14 protein-coding genes are annotated in these 14843 nt (G+C 61.5%); 2 read left to right on the forward strand and 12 right to left on the reverse strand.

All coding sequences use genetic code 11. The features are described from left to right. Window positions 1-5: 5 nt before the first annotated feature. The 6 genes from ABIB91_RS30930 to ABIB91_RS30955 are packed head-to-tail and all read right to left on the reverse strand — an operon-like array spanning window position 6 to window position 5755. Complete coding sequence (locus ABIB91_RS30930) at window positions 6-1241, reverse strand: thiolase family protein (protein WP_354170194.1); 1236 nt, start codon at window positions 1239-1241, stop codon at window positions 6-8. 9 nt (window positions 1242-1250) lie between these two features. Beyond that, window positions 1251-1889, reverse strand: a complete 639-nt coding sequence (locus ABIB91_RS30935; protein ID WP_354170192.1) for an ABC transporter ATP-binding protein — start codon at window positions 1887-1889, stop codon at window positions 1251-1253. Window positions 1890-1948: 59 nt separating this feature from the next. Beyond that, window positions 1949-2707 carry an ABC transporter ATP-binding protein gene (locus ABIB91_RS30940; protein WP_354170190.1) on the reverse strand — a complete coding sequence of 253 codons (759 nt, stop codon included), beginning with the start codon at window positions 2705-2707 and terminating at the stop codon, window positions 1949-1951. Further along, window positions 2704-3603: a branched-chain amino acid ABC transporter permease gene (locus ABIB91_RS30945; RefSeq protein WP_354170189.1), complete on the reverse strand. Its 900-nt coding sequence runs from the start codon at window positions 3601-3603 to the stop codon at window positions 2704-2706. Before ABIB91_RS30945 ends, ABIB91_RS30940 begins: the two co-directional genes overlap by 4 nt. 47 nt (window positions 3604-3650) lie before the next feature. After that, entirely contained in the window at window positions 3651-4523 is an 873-nt protein-coding gene (locus ABIB91_RS30950) for a branched-chain amino acid ABC transporter permease (RefSeq protein WP_354170187.1), read from the reverse strand. Between the two features lie 47 nt (window positions 4524-4570). Then, window positions 4571-5755, reverse strand: coding sequence for an ABC transporter substrate-binding protein (locus ABIB91_RS30955; protein WP_354170185.1), 1185 nt, complete (start codon window positions 5753-5755; stop codon window positions 4571-4573). Between the two features lie 187 nt (window positions 5756-5942). Here ABIB91_RS30955 and ABIB91_RS30960 point away from each other — a divergent pair, with 187 nt between their 5' ends. Both ABIB91_RS30960 and ABIB91_RS30965 read left to right on the forward strand, forming a co-directional pair. Next, on the forward strand, window positions 5943-6593 hold the full coding sequence (locus tag ABIB91_RS30960) for a TetR/AcrR family transcriptional regulator (protein ID WP_354170183.1): 651 nt from the start codon (window positions 5943-5945) through the stop codon (window positions 6591-6593). Between the two features lie 155 nt (window positions 6594-6748). Next, on the forward strand, window positions 6749-7627 hold the full coding sequence (locus tag ABIB91_RS30965) for a hypothetical protein (protein ID WP_354170181.1): 879 nt from the start codon (window positions 6749-6751) through the stop codon (window positions 7625-7627). Between the two features lie 614 nt (window positions 7628-8241). Here the strand turns inward: ABIB91_RS30965 and ABIB91_RS30970 are convergent. The 6 genes from ABIB91_RS30970 to ABIB91_RS30995 all read right to left on the reverse strand — a co-directional run bounded on the left by ABIB91_RS30970 (window position 8242) and on the right by ABIB91_RS30995 (window position 14828). Continuing rightward, entirely contained in the window at window positions 8242-8739 is a 498-nt protein-coding gene (locus tag ABIB91_RS30970) for a Zn-ribbon domain-containing OB-fold protein (RefSeq protein ID WP_354170179.1), read from the reverse strand. Then, entirely contained in the window at window positions 8736-9929 is a 1194-nt protein-coding gene (locus ABIB91_RS30975; RefSeq protein ID WP_354170177.1) for a thiolase C-terminal domain-containing protein, read from the reverse strand. Before ABIB91_RS30975 ends, ABIB91_RS30970 begins: the two co-directional genes overlap by 4 nt. Then, the gene (locus tag ABIB91_RS30980; protein ID WP_354170175.1) at window positions 9929-11209 is read right to left on the reverse strand and encodes a CaiB/BaiF CoA transferase family protein; all 1281 of its coding nucleotides are present in this window, start codon (window positions 11207-11209) and stop codon (window positions 9929-9931) included. Before ABIB91_RS30980 ends, ABIB91_RS30975 begins: the two co-directional genes overlap by 1 nt. 48 nt (window positions 11210-11257) lie before the next feature. Beyond that, window positions 11258-12445 (reverse strand): ABC transporter substrate-binding protein, encoded by a 1188-nt coding sequence (locus tag ABIB91_RS30985; RefSeq protein WP_354170173.1) that lies wholly within the window; start codon window positions 12443-12445, stop codon window positions 11258-11260. A gap of 65 nt (window positions 12446-12510) precedes the next feature. Beyond that, a complete protein-coding gene (locus ABIB91_RS30990; protein WP_354170171.1) occupies window positions 12511-13473 on the reverse strand; it encodes a PDR/VanB family oxidoreductase in 963 nt (320 codons plus the stop codon). A gap of 35 nt (window positions 13474-13508) precedes the next feature. Next, entirely contained in the window at window positions 13509-14828 is a 1320-nt protein-coding gene (locus ABIB91_RS30995) for a Rieske 2Fe-2S domain-containing protein (protein ID WP_354170169.1), read from the reverse strand. Window positions 14829-14843: the final 15 nt, after the last annotated feature.

Here is a 14843-nt window from a genome sequence, read left to right on the forward strand (position 1 = left end):
GGCGCTCAACGTTCGAGGATCGTGATGCAGGCGGCTGCTTCCTCGTAACCATGAAAGCCACCGCCGTTTTCGGCAATGGCGTGATGCGCGCCTTCAACCTGCCGAGCGCCCGCCTCGCCACGAAGCTGCGTGACGAGTTCGTAGATCTGCGCAAGACCAGTGGCGCCGATGGGATGTCCTCGCGACTCCAGGCCGCCGGAGACATTGATGGGAATGCGGCCACCGAGCGCGGTTTCACCGTCGCGCACCAGACGGCCGCCATCGCCGATGGGCGTGAAGCCGAGCAGTTCGGCCTGGTGCAACTCCGCGAAAGCGCTGGCATCGTGGACCTCCGCCACCGACATGTCGGCGGGGCCCACCCCTGCGATCTCGTAGGCGCGTTTGGACGCAAGCCGACAAAGGTGCCTTTCAAGGTCGTCGGCCTCCCGGTCGGATCCTGAAGCGAGTACCGAGGCAGCGACGCGGATGGCCCGCGTCGCACCGAGCGCGCGCGCCTTCTCCGCCGAACACACGATGGCCGCGGCCGCGCCGTCGCTGATCGGAGCGCACATCGGCAGCGTCAGCGGCCAGGACACCTCGCGGGCCGCCAGAACGTCGTCAGCGGTCATCGAATCCTGGTATTGGGCTTTGGGATTGAGCGTCGAATGGCGATGGTTCTTGGCGGATACCTCGGCGATGTCGCGCTGGGTGGTTCCGAAGCGATGCATGTGGTAGCGCGCGAGTGACGAGTAGACATCCATGAAGACGCTGCGCTTGCCGCTGTTTTGCCCGGCGCCCGGCGGCAAAGCGAGGTCCTTGCCCAGCTCTGTAAGGCGGCGAATGCTGCCTTCCACATCATGCACGTCCCACGCCCCGTCGAAGATCGCAAAGGATATCTCCCGGTCCTTCGAATTCATCTTCTCCGCGCCGAGAGCCAGCGCCATATCGCCCTGCCCGGATGCGACATAGGCGAAAGCGGCATTGAGCGCCGTCGACGCGCTGGCGCACGCATTTTCGACGTTCATTACCGGAATATGCTCGAAGCCGAGCGCTCGCAGAACGAGTTGGCCGCGCACCAGATGCTGCCCCTCCACGACGCCCTGCGCCGTATTGGCGAAAAACGCGGCTTCCACATCGTTGCGGGATATTCCGGCATCGGCGATCGCCTCTTCAACAGCTCCACGCGCGATCGACTCGAGCCGATCGTCGAGGTGGCGACCGAACCGGGTCATGCCAACTCCAATGATGAAAACGTCGGTCATGGCTTCTTCCTAGACACTGATGAGGGATTCGATGCGGGCGCGGTCGGCCTGCAGTTCGGCGGTCGTGCCCGACCAGACCACACGTCCATTGTCGATGACAAACTGCCGGCGCGCGAGCTTGAGCGGAACCTTCAGGTTCTGCTCGACAAGGAGGATTGCAACGCCTTCCGCGTTGATGGTGCGGATGGCTTCGGTAAGGTGGTCGACAATGAGCGGCGCGAGCCCTTCGGTCGGCTCGTCGAGTAGCAGGACTTCCGGATTGGTCAGCAAACCCCGGCCGACCGCCAGCATCTGCTGTTCGCCACCGGAAAGCGTGTCGCCACCCTGCGTTGCCCGCTCCTGCAGGCGAGGGAACAATTGGTAGATGCGCTCCAGCGACCACGGCCCCTTGCGGCCCATCACGGTCGCGATCTTCAGATTTTCTTCGACAGATAGATTGGGGAAGATGCGCCTGTTCTCCGGAACGAATGCAAGACCCAGTCGTCCAAGTTCGAAAGGCTTCAGCGCGGTGATGTCGCGATCACCCATCAGCCGTCGTCCGCGATGCACGGCGTTGAGACCAATAGCGGCCTTCAATAGCGTGCTCTTGCCGGCGCCGTTACGGCCAATCAGCGAAACGACCTCTCCTGCGGCGACGTCGATCGACACATGATGCAGGGCCTGGGCCTTGCCGTAAAAGACATCGCAATCCTGAAGAGCCAGCGCACTCATTCGTCGTTCCCGAGATAGGCTGCGCGTACGGCCTGGTTGGACTTGATCTCCGCAGGAGAACCCGACGCCAGCAACTGGCCCTGAACCATCACGACGATTTCGTCGGAGATCTGCATCACGACGTCCATGTTATGCTCTATGAGCAAAACCGTTCGTCCCACGACGATGCGCCGTATCAGTTCGATCGCCTGATCGAGACGCTCGTGGCCGACGCCGGCGAGAGGCTCGTCGAGCAACAATACGCTGGGATCGCTGAGAAGCGCGAGGCCGACCTCGAGGGCCCGCTGGTCGCCGTGCGAGAGATTCTCGGCCGGAGCGTGCGCAAGTCGCTCCAGCCCAATCTGCTCAAGTGCCTTTTCGGCATTCTGCCGAACGTCGGCAAAGCGGCCGGCCGGCATCCAGAACGGCTGAACGCGGTACAGATGCGCGAAGGCCGCAAGTTTCAGGTTCTCCAGCACCGATATGCCGGAGAAGATCTTTGTGATCTGGAAACTGCGGCCCAGGCCGGCACGCGTCCGGGCATGAACGGAAAGATTCGTGATATCCCGCCCGTTGAGGATCACCTTCCCGCCGCTAAGGGTGGCGTGGCCCGACAAGGCGTTCATCAGCGTGGTTTTGCCGGCGCCATTCGGCCCGATCAAACCGTAGATACGCCCGGACTCGAAACTACGGCTGACGCCGGCGACCGCCTTGAGACCGCCGAACGCCACCAGGATATTCTCGCATTGCAACGAAATGCCGGTGCTCACACTCATTTCGAGGCACCTTTTCCGATCCGCCCGAGCACCGCGAACAGACCGGCTATGCCATTCGGCAGGAAGATTGTGCAGAAAATGAAGACGATGCCGAGAATGCCATACCAGTGCTGGGTAAACTGACTCAGTTCTTCCTTCAGGACCTCGAAGACCCCTACGCCGAGTACAGGGCCGAGCAACGTTCCCTTGCCGCCGAGCAATGTCATGATCAGCACGTCGCCCGAGGTGCTCCAGTGCAGCATCTGCGGGCTTACATAGAACATCAGCGAAGCCATCAACGCGCCACTCACGCCAGCATAGGCGCCCGATATCATGAACGCACACTGGCGCAGACGCTGCACGTTGTAGCCGATCTGCTCGGCCCGAACGTCGTTGGCCTGCACTGCTTTCAGCGCGTTTCCGAAGGGCGAGACCCGCAATACCCCCATGATCGCCACACCGACAACGAACACTGCGATGAGAAAGTAGAAAAAGTTGCGATTGTCGTAGAAGTCGATGCCGAACATGACCGGCCGCGGAACACCGGGAATGCCGTCCAGGCCGCCGGTGAACGCACGCAGTTTCGTGCTGGCCAGGATATAGATGAGCTGCGCGAGCGCGAGCGTCAGCAGCGAAAAGAACAAGCCTGACACGCGTAGCGCGAAGACGCTGAGCAGAAAGGCCAGCATCGCTCCGGCAAGGGCAGCCACCAGGAGCGCGGGCGCAAATCCGAACTGGGCTGCCAGCAACGCCAGGGCATATCCGCCGGCGCCGAACATGGCAGCGTGGCCGAAGGACAACATCCCGGCCATCCCGAAGATCAGGTCGAAGCCGACGGCGAAGAGACCCCAGATCAGAATCAGGCTGACCAGGTTCAGGCTCTCCTCGTTGGCCGACACGATCGCGACGACGATCATGGCAACGACAACCGCCGCCATGAGGATCTGACTGGGACGGAGCACGTTCATGCCGAACGTCCCTTGCGGCTGAATAAGCCCGATGGCCTGGTCATCAGTGTGACGATGAGCAGCACAAAGGTGATCAGCTCCACCCATTCGGGCGCATAGGTAAATCCGGCCGCGCGCGCCATACCCAGAAGAAGTGCGGCGAGGATAGCGCCTTTGATGTTTCCCAGACCGCCGATGATCACCACCACGAAGCAATCGATGATCACGCTGAAGCCCATACCGAGTTCGATCGGCACGAGCGGTGCCGCCACGACTCCGCCAAGCGCAGCAAGCCCGGAGCCGAGCGCAAACACCGCGGTGCGCACGCGAGCCACATTGATGCCCAGCGTCTGTGCCATTTCCGAGTCCGAACTGGCGGCGCGGATCACCATGCCGAGCCGGCTGCGATCGAGCAGGAGGAACAACAAGGCCGAGACAAGGGCTCCGAAGCCGATGATGAAAAGGCGATAGGACGGAATTTGGCTGCCCAGCATCGCAATCGGCTGCGAAAACAGCTCGGGCGTCGGCACCTGCTTGTAGTCGAGGCCCCAGACCAATCGGACCGATTCCTCGATAACGAGAATGAAGCCGAACGTGAGCAGCAACTGATAGATGTGATCGCGGCCGTAGACCGGCCGCAACGTCGTCACCTCCATCGCCGCCCCGAGCGCAGCGACGACAATCGGTGCGATCGCAAGCCCGATCCAGAATGAGCCAGTCCAGTGGACGATCTGGTAGCAGACATAAGCACCAAGCATGTACAGGGCGCCGTGGGCAAAATTGATCACGCCCAGCATGCCGAAAATCAGCGTCAGACCCGCCGCCAGCAGGAACAACAGGAAGCTCAAACTCAACCCGATAACGATCGTCGACACGTCAGAGATCCGCATTTCGTATCGAATGGTGAGGCGCCCGTTGCAGGCGCGCCTGGTGCAGGTCAACAGGCGTCGAACAATTTGGCCGCGTCGAACACTTCCGTGATTTTCATTGTCAGCGGCGGCAAGGGCGACTGTCCTTCAACTACTACGCCCCATAGACCTACCTGCGCCGCCTGGTGATCGCAGGCGCGCATGACCTTCTTGCCCTCGAGCGAGTTGTCTCGCGTGCTCTTTGCGAAGGCATCCACCCATGTTTCGCGATCCCAGCTTCCAGTGGAGTCGACCACATCAAGCCACCAGCTTATGCCGTCGTAAGCTTCGCCGGCAAAGCTCGAAGGCCATTCATTGTACTTTGCGCGGTAGGCTTCGACGAACTTCTTGTTCGCGGGGTTGTCGACGCTGAAATGGTATCGGACACCGGAATAAACACCGACCGACGCAGGCCCGACGCCCGCAGCAAGCGTCTCGTCCTGCAGAACCGGCCCGAACTGTACCTTGCTCTTGTTGAGGCCAACCTGACCCGACTGCTTGAGAAAGGTGACCGCGTCGTTGCCCGTGACAATGACGGCGATGCCATCGGCGTCGGACTTGGCCATTTTATCGACGATGACGGAGTAATCACGGTTACCGAGCGGCGCGTAGTCGTTGCCGACTATCTCGATACCCGCTTTCTTGGCTTCGTTGACGAACAAGTCCCAGCCGTCGCGGGTGGCCTGATAATCGGCGGTCACACCGTAGATCTTCTTCAGTCCCTTCACCTTCGCGAACTCGACACACATACGGATTTCCATGCCGAGCGTGTTGGATGTGCGGAAAGTATAGCGGGAACCATTGGGCCGTGTGATCTTGTCGTCGGCCGAGATGGTGACGAGCAGCGGTATCTTACGCTGGTCGGCGAGCCCCTGCAGGGCCAGGGTCGACGCCGATCCAACCGCCCCGAACATCATCTGGGCGCCGCCTGCCAGCACGCGGGTTGCCTTCTGAACCGCGGGCTGCGGTTTGGTCTCGTCGTCTTCCCATGACACCCGAATGGGTTTGCCAAGCACCTTGCCTCCGCGATCGGCAATGGCCAATTCCACACCCTGCCGCATGTCCTTGCCGATAATGCCGTAGGCTCCGGAAAACGCGAGAATGCCCGCGATGTGGAATTCGCCGGGTTCATCCGCGGCCAAGCCGCTCGTCGCTGGGTTTAAAGCCACCAGCGTCGCGCCTGCCGAACTCATCAAAAACGTGCGGCGATCCATGAAAACCTCCCAATAAAACTCTATGAGCGTATTGTTCTACTTTGTAGTAGGATGTCTCTTACTTTCGGGTAATTGTCAAGGAAAAGGAAGGGCCGATAGAATCAGCGACTTGAACCTTGACTGGATAATGTGCATTGAATTCGACGTGCGACGGTGCGTCGCTCCCGCAACTTGGGGAAGCAATCGAATGTCGAAGAAGCCTGCTGGTCGCAAGCGTCCCAATGTTTGGGAAAGCGTCGACTTGCGCCAGGAGCAGCATGAAGCGAAGCGTCGCCTCATCCTGAAACAGGCCGCGGTTCTGTTCGCCGACCGCGGCTTCCACGAGACAACGATCGACCAGATTGCCGAAGCGCTTCATGTCAGCAAACCGACGATCTACTACTACATCGAAAGCAAGGAGGAATTGCTCTACGATATAGCGCACACGGGCCTGGCGGATTTAAACGAGGCGCTATCCCGTGATCAAGGCGCAAAACTCCCGGCGATCGATCGTCTTGCGCAGTTCTTCACGATGTACGGCAGACTTATTCTATCCGAGTTTGGGGTGTGTCTGGCTCTCATCAGCGACCGTTCGCTCAACCCGCAATCGCGACGCCGGCTGCGAGCGCTTAAGAAGGAGTACGAAATCACTGTCCGCAAAATTGTCGATGATGGCCGGCGGGACGGCACTATTTTCGTGGACGATCCCAAGATGTTCACATTCGCAATTTTTGGTGCCTTCAACTGGGCCCCTCAGTGGTTTTCGAATAAAGGCCCATCCAGCCCGGATCAGATCATAGCTGCGATGTTCGAAGTGTTCCGGAAGGTGGCGGGTCAGAGAAGCCTGGGCGGCAATTAATGCCTTCCACACGGACCACGGGCTTCACCACCTCAACCCGCGGCACATGGCGATCGGCACACAGCCGCGCCCTTTAGGATTGTGCAGTACGAGCGGCTCGCACCGCATTGGCGCAGGATTACGGGGCCGCCGTCGATCGGGCGGAGAACGTCCTCTTGCCGGCCTTCGATAGCTGGCGATCTCGCGGCCTGACGGACATGGTGCCGGCAGCCGTCACGCCGGGATCGTTTGACCGGCTAGCGGGCGTGTTCAAGGCGCACCAGAAGTGGAAGGAGATCGATCACAAGACAAAGCGTCTTTATGAGCAAGGCTTGTCGCTATTCGCCAACCACAGGCTGAAGGATGGCACCCGAGCCGGCTCAAAGCAGATCTCAGATTTCACAAAAGGATTCGTAGACATTGTCTACGCGAAGCTGCTGGTCGTTGAGGAAAAGAAACCCGACGGCAGCATCGTGAAGCGTGAGCGTCGGCGCTTCGCCAACGTTGCCATGGTTGCGTGCTGGCGCGCATGGTTTGTCGGCCAGCGTGCGGAAGAGAAGAAAGTCCCTGCCATCAATCCGTTCTCTCGAATGGGGCTCAAGGCTCGCGCGCCAGGCCAGGCCGTACGGGAGACGCCGACAGCGACATGGGACGAACTCGTCGCCTTCCGTGCTGCCGCGATCGATCGAGGATATCGCTCTGTCGCGACCGCAGCACTCGTAACCTGGGAATGGCTGCAACGGGAAGAGCACGTCTTCGGCGCCTTCGAGATCTGGCACTACCGCCCGAAGGAGCGTCCGAACAGCGTCAAGATCGTACACCCCAAGAATCGAGAGGAAGCATGGTGGCCGCTCTTCGACGAGGCGGGCGAGGCGCTGTTCCCCGAGCTGATGGCCGAACTTGACGAGATTAAAAAGACGACAATCTCCGGCCTCGTCTTTCGGCGGGACCACGCGCATCGTAGGTCCCGCACCCCGATGCCATGGATCACCGAAAAGAAAGATCTCCGCTACCTCCGCGATGTCGAAGGAGATCATCCGAGCCGCCGGCCTTAGGAAGGAATCGTCGTTTACCTCGTTCCGGCATGGCGGCTTCACCGAGGGAGCAGACAGCGACTTAACGGACGCCGAACTGCGTGCAGCTGGTCGACACCGTTCGTCGCGGCAGTTGCCGACCTATGCGAAACGCCCACGCAAGCAGCTCATCTCGGGCACCAAAAAGCGCCGCGACGAGCCAACGAACGCAGCCGGTTTGTCGGACTAGCCGCTGACCGCCTGTCGGAATGGCCGGCTCGCAAAGTATCTAAGCTATTCAAAAGCTTGGTGGGCGCACCAGGGCTCGAACCTGGGACCCGCTGATTAAGAGTCAGCCACGGGTCAAATACAATCAATGACTTATGGATCGCACTACTGCGCTTATCCGGCCGCGAATGGGCATTTGTCGCACCACATTCCACTCCCACCTACAGGATCGGGGGCGGTCGATATCCCTTGACGAACTTAAGAGCTGATTCGGTTCGGCTGGAATCGCAATCGCCCCAGCGGATTTACCGCCGCGCCAGATCGGTGGCGTTGCGATGCGTCGGGAGGGCAGCTTAACTCCCGATGCGCGGCTCCTTTCGGCGAAGTTCCGTCCAACTTGGGAAGCTTTCAGCCCCTTCGTGCGCGTTTTACGAACGATCTATTGGCATTCCGCTGGCTGGCTTGCCTCCTGGCGACGACATGCGCCACTGCAACAGGGAATAGGGAGTGCTGGAATCAGGATGATGTTCGAAACATCCTTCGACCGCGGCTCCTATCTTCACCGGTTGCAGCGGATCACCCAGGAGATTGCCCACCATCCGCACCGATCCGGCATGGGGGATCTCCACCAGCACCGCGACATAGGGCACGTGCTGGCGCAGAGAGGCATGCGAGGGATGCCACACGCGCTCCCAGCTGAAGATGCGGCCCCGCGCCTCGATCTCGGTCCAGTCGGGATCGAAGGCATGGCAAACATTGCAGATCCATTCCGGGCCGAACTGCCATGAGCGGCAACGGCTGCAGCGCTGCACCAGGAGACGGTTTTTCCGCAATCCGCTCCAGTAGGGCGCGGACAGACCGTCGGGCTCAGGCACGGGGATCGGCAAACCGTCGGCCAGATAATTCGGCATCTCGGGGCTGCTCATAGGGTCGCCTCCGAACCAAGAAGCAGATTGCTGACCGGCGTGACCATGGGCCCGGCGATCACCAGGGCCACGTCTTTCCGCTCGACCTGGTTGGTCGAGGTGCCGCGGACCTGGCGCACGGCCTCGAGGACGAGCTCAAGGCCGTGCATATAGCATTCGGCAAGATTGCCGCCGCTGGTGTTGAGGGGAAGCCGCCCCGATGGCGCGGTGAGATTTTCGAGTGTGAGAAAATCATTGGTCTGCTCGGGCTCGAAGAAACCATGCTCGGCGAGCGCCATGACGACACCTCCGGTGAAGTTTTCATAGGCTTGAACCGTCCCGACATCGGAAGGGCCTAGCCCGGCCATGCGATAAAGGTCGGGAGCAACCGTGTCGAAGCCCGCGCTGGCGTAGTTCGGCGCATTGTGGGGAACGGCTCCGCTGCGGTGTCCTGCGCCCATGGCCGCGCCAAGCACGAAGACCGGCTTCTGCCGAAACTCCCGCGCACGCTCCTCCGAAACAACGACGAGCGCGGCGGCGCCGTCGTTCTCCATGCAGCAATCGTAAAGATGAAACGGTTCGACGATCCAGCGCGAGGCATCGTATTTTTCGATGTCGAGAGGCTTGCCATGCATGACAGCGCGCGGGTTTGACTGGGCGTGGTGATACGACGCGAGCGCGATCGCGCGCAAAGCCGCCTGGCTTACGCCATGCTCGTGCATGTAGCGCTGCACCTTCATCGCGAAACGCTGCGGCGGCGCCAGGACGCCATACGGCATCAGATAGGCCTTTTCACCGGAAATGGTCTCGATGCCGCCGACCTGTCCGAAGCGGCCATATTGGCCCTGCGCCAATGCGCGGAACACCACGACGCAGTCGGCCAGCCCGGCCACAATGGAGGCCGCGGCGTTGGCCACCGCGGCGCAGCAGCCGCCTCCTCCGCCGCCCCATTGCATGGTCGTCGTACGAAGCCGGTGCGTACCGAGCGCTGAGGCCAGCCGCGAGGCTTCGTTTCGATCGTCGCTGTAAGACGAGAAGCCGTCGATGTCACGCGGATCAAGTCCTGCGTCTTTGCACGCGGCGAGAATGGCTTTCAACGAGAGCTTGAACTCGGGATCCGGCGACGTGCCGTGGCGATAATAATCGGTCTCGCCAATGCCGACCACGGCAACGCGGCCCCTGAGCGTCCGCTGGTCACCGGGCTTTGACATCAGGCCTTGCTGCCTCGCGGCGCATTCGGACCGAACGCTCCGGCTTCCGCCAGGCTTGCCATCCGCCTGTCGTCATAACCAAGCAATTCGCGAAGCACGCTCTCAGTATGCTGCCCGACCGCGGGAGCTGCGACAGGATCGGCAATAGGCGTCTCTGAATAGCGGATCGGGAGGCTGACATTCGGCACCCATCCCACCCTGTCGTGCGGAATGCGCGTGACGATCCGCCGTTCCCTGGCCTCCGGGGATCGGATCGCGTCTCCCACGCTTCGCACCTGTCCGTGGGGAATGCCGGCGGCCCTCATCCGCGCCTGCCAGTGCTCCCACGGTTGCTGCGCAAATGCTTCGCCGAGAAGCGCAAACAGCTCGTCGCGACGCCCGATCCGATCAGACCCCGTCGCGTAGATCTCGGCCGAGGCCAAATCCCTGCGATCAAGGACCTGCGACATCAGACGCTGAAATATCTTGTCGTTTCCGCAATTGATGTAGAACGCGCAGTCCTTGGCCTGAAACACGCCGGACGGGCACGTGTCCGGACTGGTGTTTCCACCCCGTTGAGGATTCGCGCCGGTGAACAGATGCTGCATCGTTGCGTAGCCGGTCATCAGGACGGCGCTGTCGAACAGCGAAAGCTCGACCGCCTGTCCGAGGCCGGTGCGTTCGCGAGCAACCAGGGCGCCCAGGATCGCATTGCTCGCCATCATCGCCGTGCTGATATCCATGACCGGCGACAAGGCCCGTACGCCCTCGCGATCGGCGTAGCCGTTCATCGATACGAAGCCGCTTTCGACCTGGGCAATCGGATCGAAACCCAGCCGATCCGCAAACGGCCCGTCGCGGCCGTAGGCCGAGACCGAGCAATAAATGATCTGCGGCCTGATCTTGCGGCAGCTTTGGTAATCCAGTCCGAAGCGCTCCATGACGCCCGTCGAGAAATTCTCGACGATCACGTCCGCCGTCGCAATCAACTCCCGCACGATCGCGACCGCGCTCTCCGATTTGAGATCGAGCGCGACGCTGCGCTTGTTGCGGTTGGTCCAGAGAAACGGGGCGCCGAGCCCGAGCTCCTTGTCCATGGGTGGGTAGCGGCGAAGATCATCGCCGCGGCCCGGCACCTCGATCTTGATGACCTCCGCTCCCATATCGGCGAGTATCATCGTCGCGAACGGTCCGGCGATGAAGTGCGAGAAGTCGATCACCCTGATGCCATCCAGCGCGTTTGGCGCGCCGGAAGGACGGGGCGTATGCTCGGGGAATTCCGCTTCGAGCTGATTCAACATGGTGTTATCCGATAAATTGCTGTCATTGGACGTCGCGAGTCGCGTCGGTCAATTCGCTTTTGCGCTCTCGACCAGCGTGCAGCCGCCCTGGTCGAGCGGCCGAAACGCCTCGGGCCCGGAGAGAACGCCGATGTTTTCCAGCAGGTCCCATTTGCCTTTTGAGGTCTTGGGGTCCTTGGCCTTGAGGATATACATGTCGTGGATCGCGCGGCCGTCCGGACGGACCACCACGCGACCGTACAGCGCATCGTCAATCGGCTTTTCCTTCATCTTGCGGATGACGGCCTGCGCATCGTTCGTTCCGGCCTCGTGCGCCGCGTTCAGATAGGCCATGACGGACGAATAGACGCCGGCATGAAAGGCGGTGGGCGAGTGGCCGTGCCGGCGCTCGCTGAACTTCGCCGACCAGGCACGGCTGGCGTCATTGAGATCCCAGTAGAACGGCTGCGTGATGATCATGCCCTGCGCTGTCGCAAGCCCGCTCGATTCGATGTCGTTGGTCGTCGCCAGCAGCGCCGCAAATTGCCGTCCCTTCTCCTTCAGGCCGAATTCGGCAGATTGCTTGATGAGATTGACCGTATCGCCGCCGGCGGTTGCGAACGCGATCACGTCCGCGCCGGAGGCGTCGGCCTGGAGAATGAACGAGGCATAGTCCGGGCTGTTGATCGGCACGTTCACCGATCCGAACACGCTGCCGCCGCCGGCGGTGATGACGGACGTTCCATCGCGGACCATCGACTTCCCGAGCGCGTTGTCGGTGGCGATGAAGTACCATTTCTTGCCGCCGCGACCGACGAGATACTCGCCGATCGTGTGCGAGGACGCCCAGGTGTCGAACGTCCACTGGATGGTATTGGGCGAACAGAATTTTCCGGTCAGATCCGACGACGCCGCGCTTGACGCGATCAACGCGACCTTGCTGCCGCGCACGACCTCGTTGACGGCGAGCCCGACCGCCGAATTGGGGACATCCGCAACGGCATCGACCCCGTCCTGGTCCATCCAGCGCCGGGCGATCGCGGCGCCGATATCAGCCTTGTTCTGATGATCGGCCGAAATGATCTCCACCTTGAAGCCTGGATTGGCCTTCATGAACTCTTCGGCCGCCATCTTCGCGGCCGTGACCGAGCCCTCGCCGGCATTGTCCGAATACGGTCCGGAGGCATCGTTGAGAATGCCGATCTTCATGACGCGAGCAGAATCCGCCAGCGCCGGCGAACACACGGCAGCGATCATCAGGACTCCGACAAATTGCGATACGGATCTCATGCGTTTCATCCCTTGATTATTACTGCATTCCACTAGAGGTCCAAAACGAGCGTGCGCGTCCTGGAGCCCGAGCAGCAGATCATGATCGTCTTGTTGGAGGCCTGCTCTTCCTCGCTCAGATATTGATCGCGATGATCCGGTGTCCCTTCCAGCACGCGCGTCTCGCAGGTGCCGCAGACACCCTCGCTGCAGGCGTAGTTGGGAGAAATGCCGGCCTCGAGCAGCGACTCCAAAATGGTCTTGCCCGCTTCCACTGCGAGGGTGCGGTTGCTTCTGGCCAACCTGACCTCGAAGCCACCCTTGAGCGCCGGGGCCTCCCTGGCCTGGAAATACTCGAAATGGACGCAATCCTCGGGACGGTCGGCCGCGGCGGCCTCGAACGCTTCCAGCATCGGCGCGGGGCCACAGCAGTACAGATGAGCTTGCGCGGGCGCTTGCTTGACGATCGACGCCACGTCGAACATCCGCCCCGGGCGCTCGTCGTCGACGTCGACGTGTAGATTGAGATGGACGTTGGGCCGCAGGCTTCCGATGTCATCGAGAAACGCCGCCGCAGCACGCGTCCTCGCGGCATAGAACAGGTCCCAGCGGCGTCCCAGAAACTCAAGCCGCCGGATCATCGACAGCAACGGCGTGATGCCGATGCCCCCGGCGATCAGGACGGATGTCTCGGCATCTTCGCGCAGCGGAAAATTGTTCTTGGGGGCCGAAACCGGCAAAATATCTCCGACCCTGACATGGTCGTGGAGGAAGCTCGACCCTCCGCGGCTCGCGGCGTCTTTGTTGACCCCGATCACATAGCGATGCCGCTCGCGCTGATCGTTCAACAGCGAATAGCTCCGGATCATCTTGTCCGGCAGGTGCAGATCGATGTGACTGCCGGCCGTGAACGGATCGAGCTCGCCTCCGTCCGGCGGCACCAACTCGTAGGAATTGATGCGTTCGACCTCGTAGGTCATCCGCTTGACGCGAACCGGGATGACACGCTCGGTCATGGCGCCATCCTCCGCCAGTTGAGAGGACGTCCTGCTCACATCTCGTATCCGAAATCGGCGCCGAGCTTGGCCTGCATGAACGGCGCGCCGACGTCGACCCAGGAATCCTCCGGAGGAAGCCGCAAGGACACGGCTCGCACCATGAACACGTCGGGATCAACCACGCCCTTTGGCTTGGTGCCATGATCGCGATAGGCGCCCAGCGCTTCGAGGATGAAGCGGCGCGTCATCGCGATTCCGGTATCGCTCGAGCAGAGATTCTCTTTCGTCCGGTCGAAGATCGGTGAAACGCCGCTCTGGCAGGCACCGTCCTGCACCCACAGCCCGGGCAAACCCGAGAACCAGGTCGAGCGCTGGGACTCGTAGTCGAATTGGAAGCCGTTCTGCGGATTGTACCTGGTCCAGTAGCCGGCATAGGGGACCGTCGCGGGATGCTGAACGAGCGCGTTGCGACTGGCGTGCCCGCTCTCGCGACCATTGTGCCCTTCCGCGAAGATCTGCCGTGTCTTGGAGCGGAGCGGCTCGGAAGGATGGTATGAGAACATGATGCAGAGCGTGTTCTCGTCGTCGATCGGCACCCAGGCGTGCCCGCTGAGATCCGGGAACGGAGACAGCGGCGGGACCAGCGTGTAGAACGGGAGCATGAACTGGTTCACGCGCCAGTAGAGCGTGTTGGCGTCGTAGTTGCGCCGCGCAGCGATGCTCATCCCGAAATCCTGCTTGATGCATTCGAATGTCGGGCGAAGGTCCCGCTTCTGGATCCACGCACTCGTCGTGCCTTGGGCATCCAGGCGGCCATGGAGCAACGGCGCGTGCGCCGAATCGATCTCGCCTTCCACGGCCTGCAGCCAGTTGCACTCCTGGACGCGCAGGCTGACATGCACCTGCTCCTGCGGCACGAGATTCCATTCGACGTTCGGAAGCGGCGGCGGATCGGCCTGGTCGGGGCCCATATAGGTCCAGATCATGCCGTTGCGCTCGCGGCTTTGGTACGCCTTGATGCGCACCCGCTCCTTGAGACGGCTACGCACCGGCTCTGCCGGCATATCCGCGACGGCCCCCGTCACGTCGAACTTCCAACCGTGATAGACGCAGCGCAGCCCGCAATCCTCGTTGCGACCGAAGATCAGGGGAGCGCCCCGATGCGGACAGGCCTGGTCGACCAGGCCCACGCGCCCCTCGGAGTCCCTGAAAGCGACCAGATCCTCGCCGAGCAACCGGATCCGCCGCGGCTGGCCGTCCGGGGTCAGATCGGCCGAAGGCAGAAACGGAATCCAGTAGAGACGGAAGAGTTCGCCAAGCGGCGTGCCCTTTCCGACTCTCACCAGCCGCTCATTGTCTTCATGTGAGAGCATGACAGGTCTCCATTT

Source organism: Bradyrhizobium sp. JR4.3, assembly GCF_040547695.1.
In the GTDB taxonomy this organism is placed as follows: domain Bacteria; phylum Pseudomonadota; class Alphaproteobacteria; order Rhizobiales; family Xanthobacteraceae; genus Bradyrhizobium; species Bradyrhizobium canariense.

Excerpts from the sequence above, each read along its gene's own strand:
- ABIB91_RS30955 (WP_354170185.1), bottom strand. The coding sequence starts at position 5,755 with ATGGATCGCCGCACGTTTTTGATGAGTTCGGCAGGCGCGACGCTGGTG.
- ABIB91_RS30930 (WP_354170194.1), bottom strand. The coding sequence starts at position 1,241 with ATGACCGACGTTTTCATCATTGGAGTTGGCATGACCCGGTTCGGTCGC.
- ABIB91_RS30960 (WP_354170183.1), top strand. The coding sequence starts at position 5,943 with ATGTCGAAGAAGCCTGCTGGTCGCAAGCGTCCCAATGTTTGGGAAAGC.
- ABIB91_RS30995 (WP_354170169.1), bottom strand. The coding sequence starts at position 14,828 with ATGCTCTCACATGAAGACAATGAGCGGCTGGTGAGAGTCGGAAAGGGC.
- ABIB91_RS30980 (WP_354170175.1), bottom strand. The coding sequence starts at position 11,209 with ATGTTGAATCAGCTCGAAGCGGAATTCCCCGAGCATACGCCCCGTCCT.
- ABIB91_RS30985 (WP_354170173.1), bottom strand. The coding sequence starts at position 12,445 with ATGATCGCTGCCGTGTGTTCGCCGGCGCTGGCGGATTCTGCTCGCGTC.
- ABIB91_RS30990 (WP_354170171.1), bottom strand. The coding sequence starts at position 13,473 with ATGACCGAGCGTGTCATCCCGGTTCGCGTCAAGCGGATGACCTACGAG.
- ABIB91_RS30975 (WP_354170177.1), bottom strand. The coding sequence starts at position 9,929 with ATGTCAAAGCCCGGTGACCAGCGGACGCTCAGGGGCCGCGTTGCCGTG.
- ABIB91_RS30940 (WP_354170190.1), bottom strand. The coding sequence starts at position 2,707 with ATGAGTGTGAGCACCGGCATTTCGTTGCAATGCGAGAATATCCTGGTG.
- ABIB91_RS30945 (WP_354170189.1), bottom strand. The coding sequence starts at position 3,603 with ATGATCGTCGTCGCGATCGTGTCGGCCAACGAGGAGAGCCTGAACCTG.
- ABIB91_RS30950 (WP_354170187.1), bottom strand. The coding sequence starts at position 4,523 with ATGCGGATCTCTGACGTGTCGACGATCGTTATCGGGTTGAGTTTGAGC.
- ABIB91_RS30970 (WP_354170179.1), bottom strand. The coding sequence starts at position 8,739 with ATGAGCAGCCCCGAGATGCCGAATTATCTGGCCGACGGTTTGCCGATC.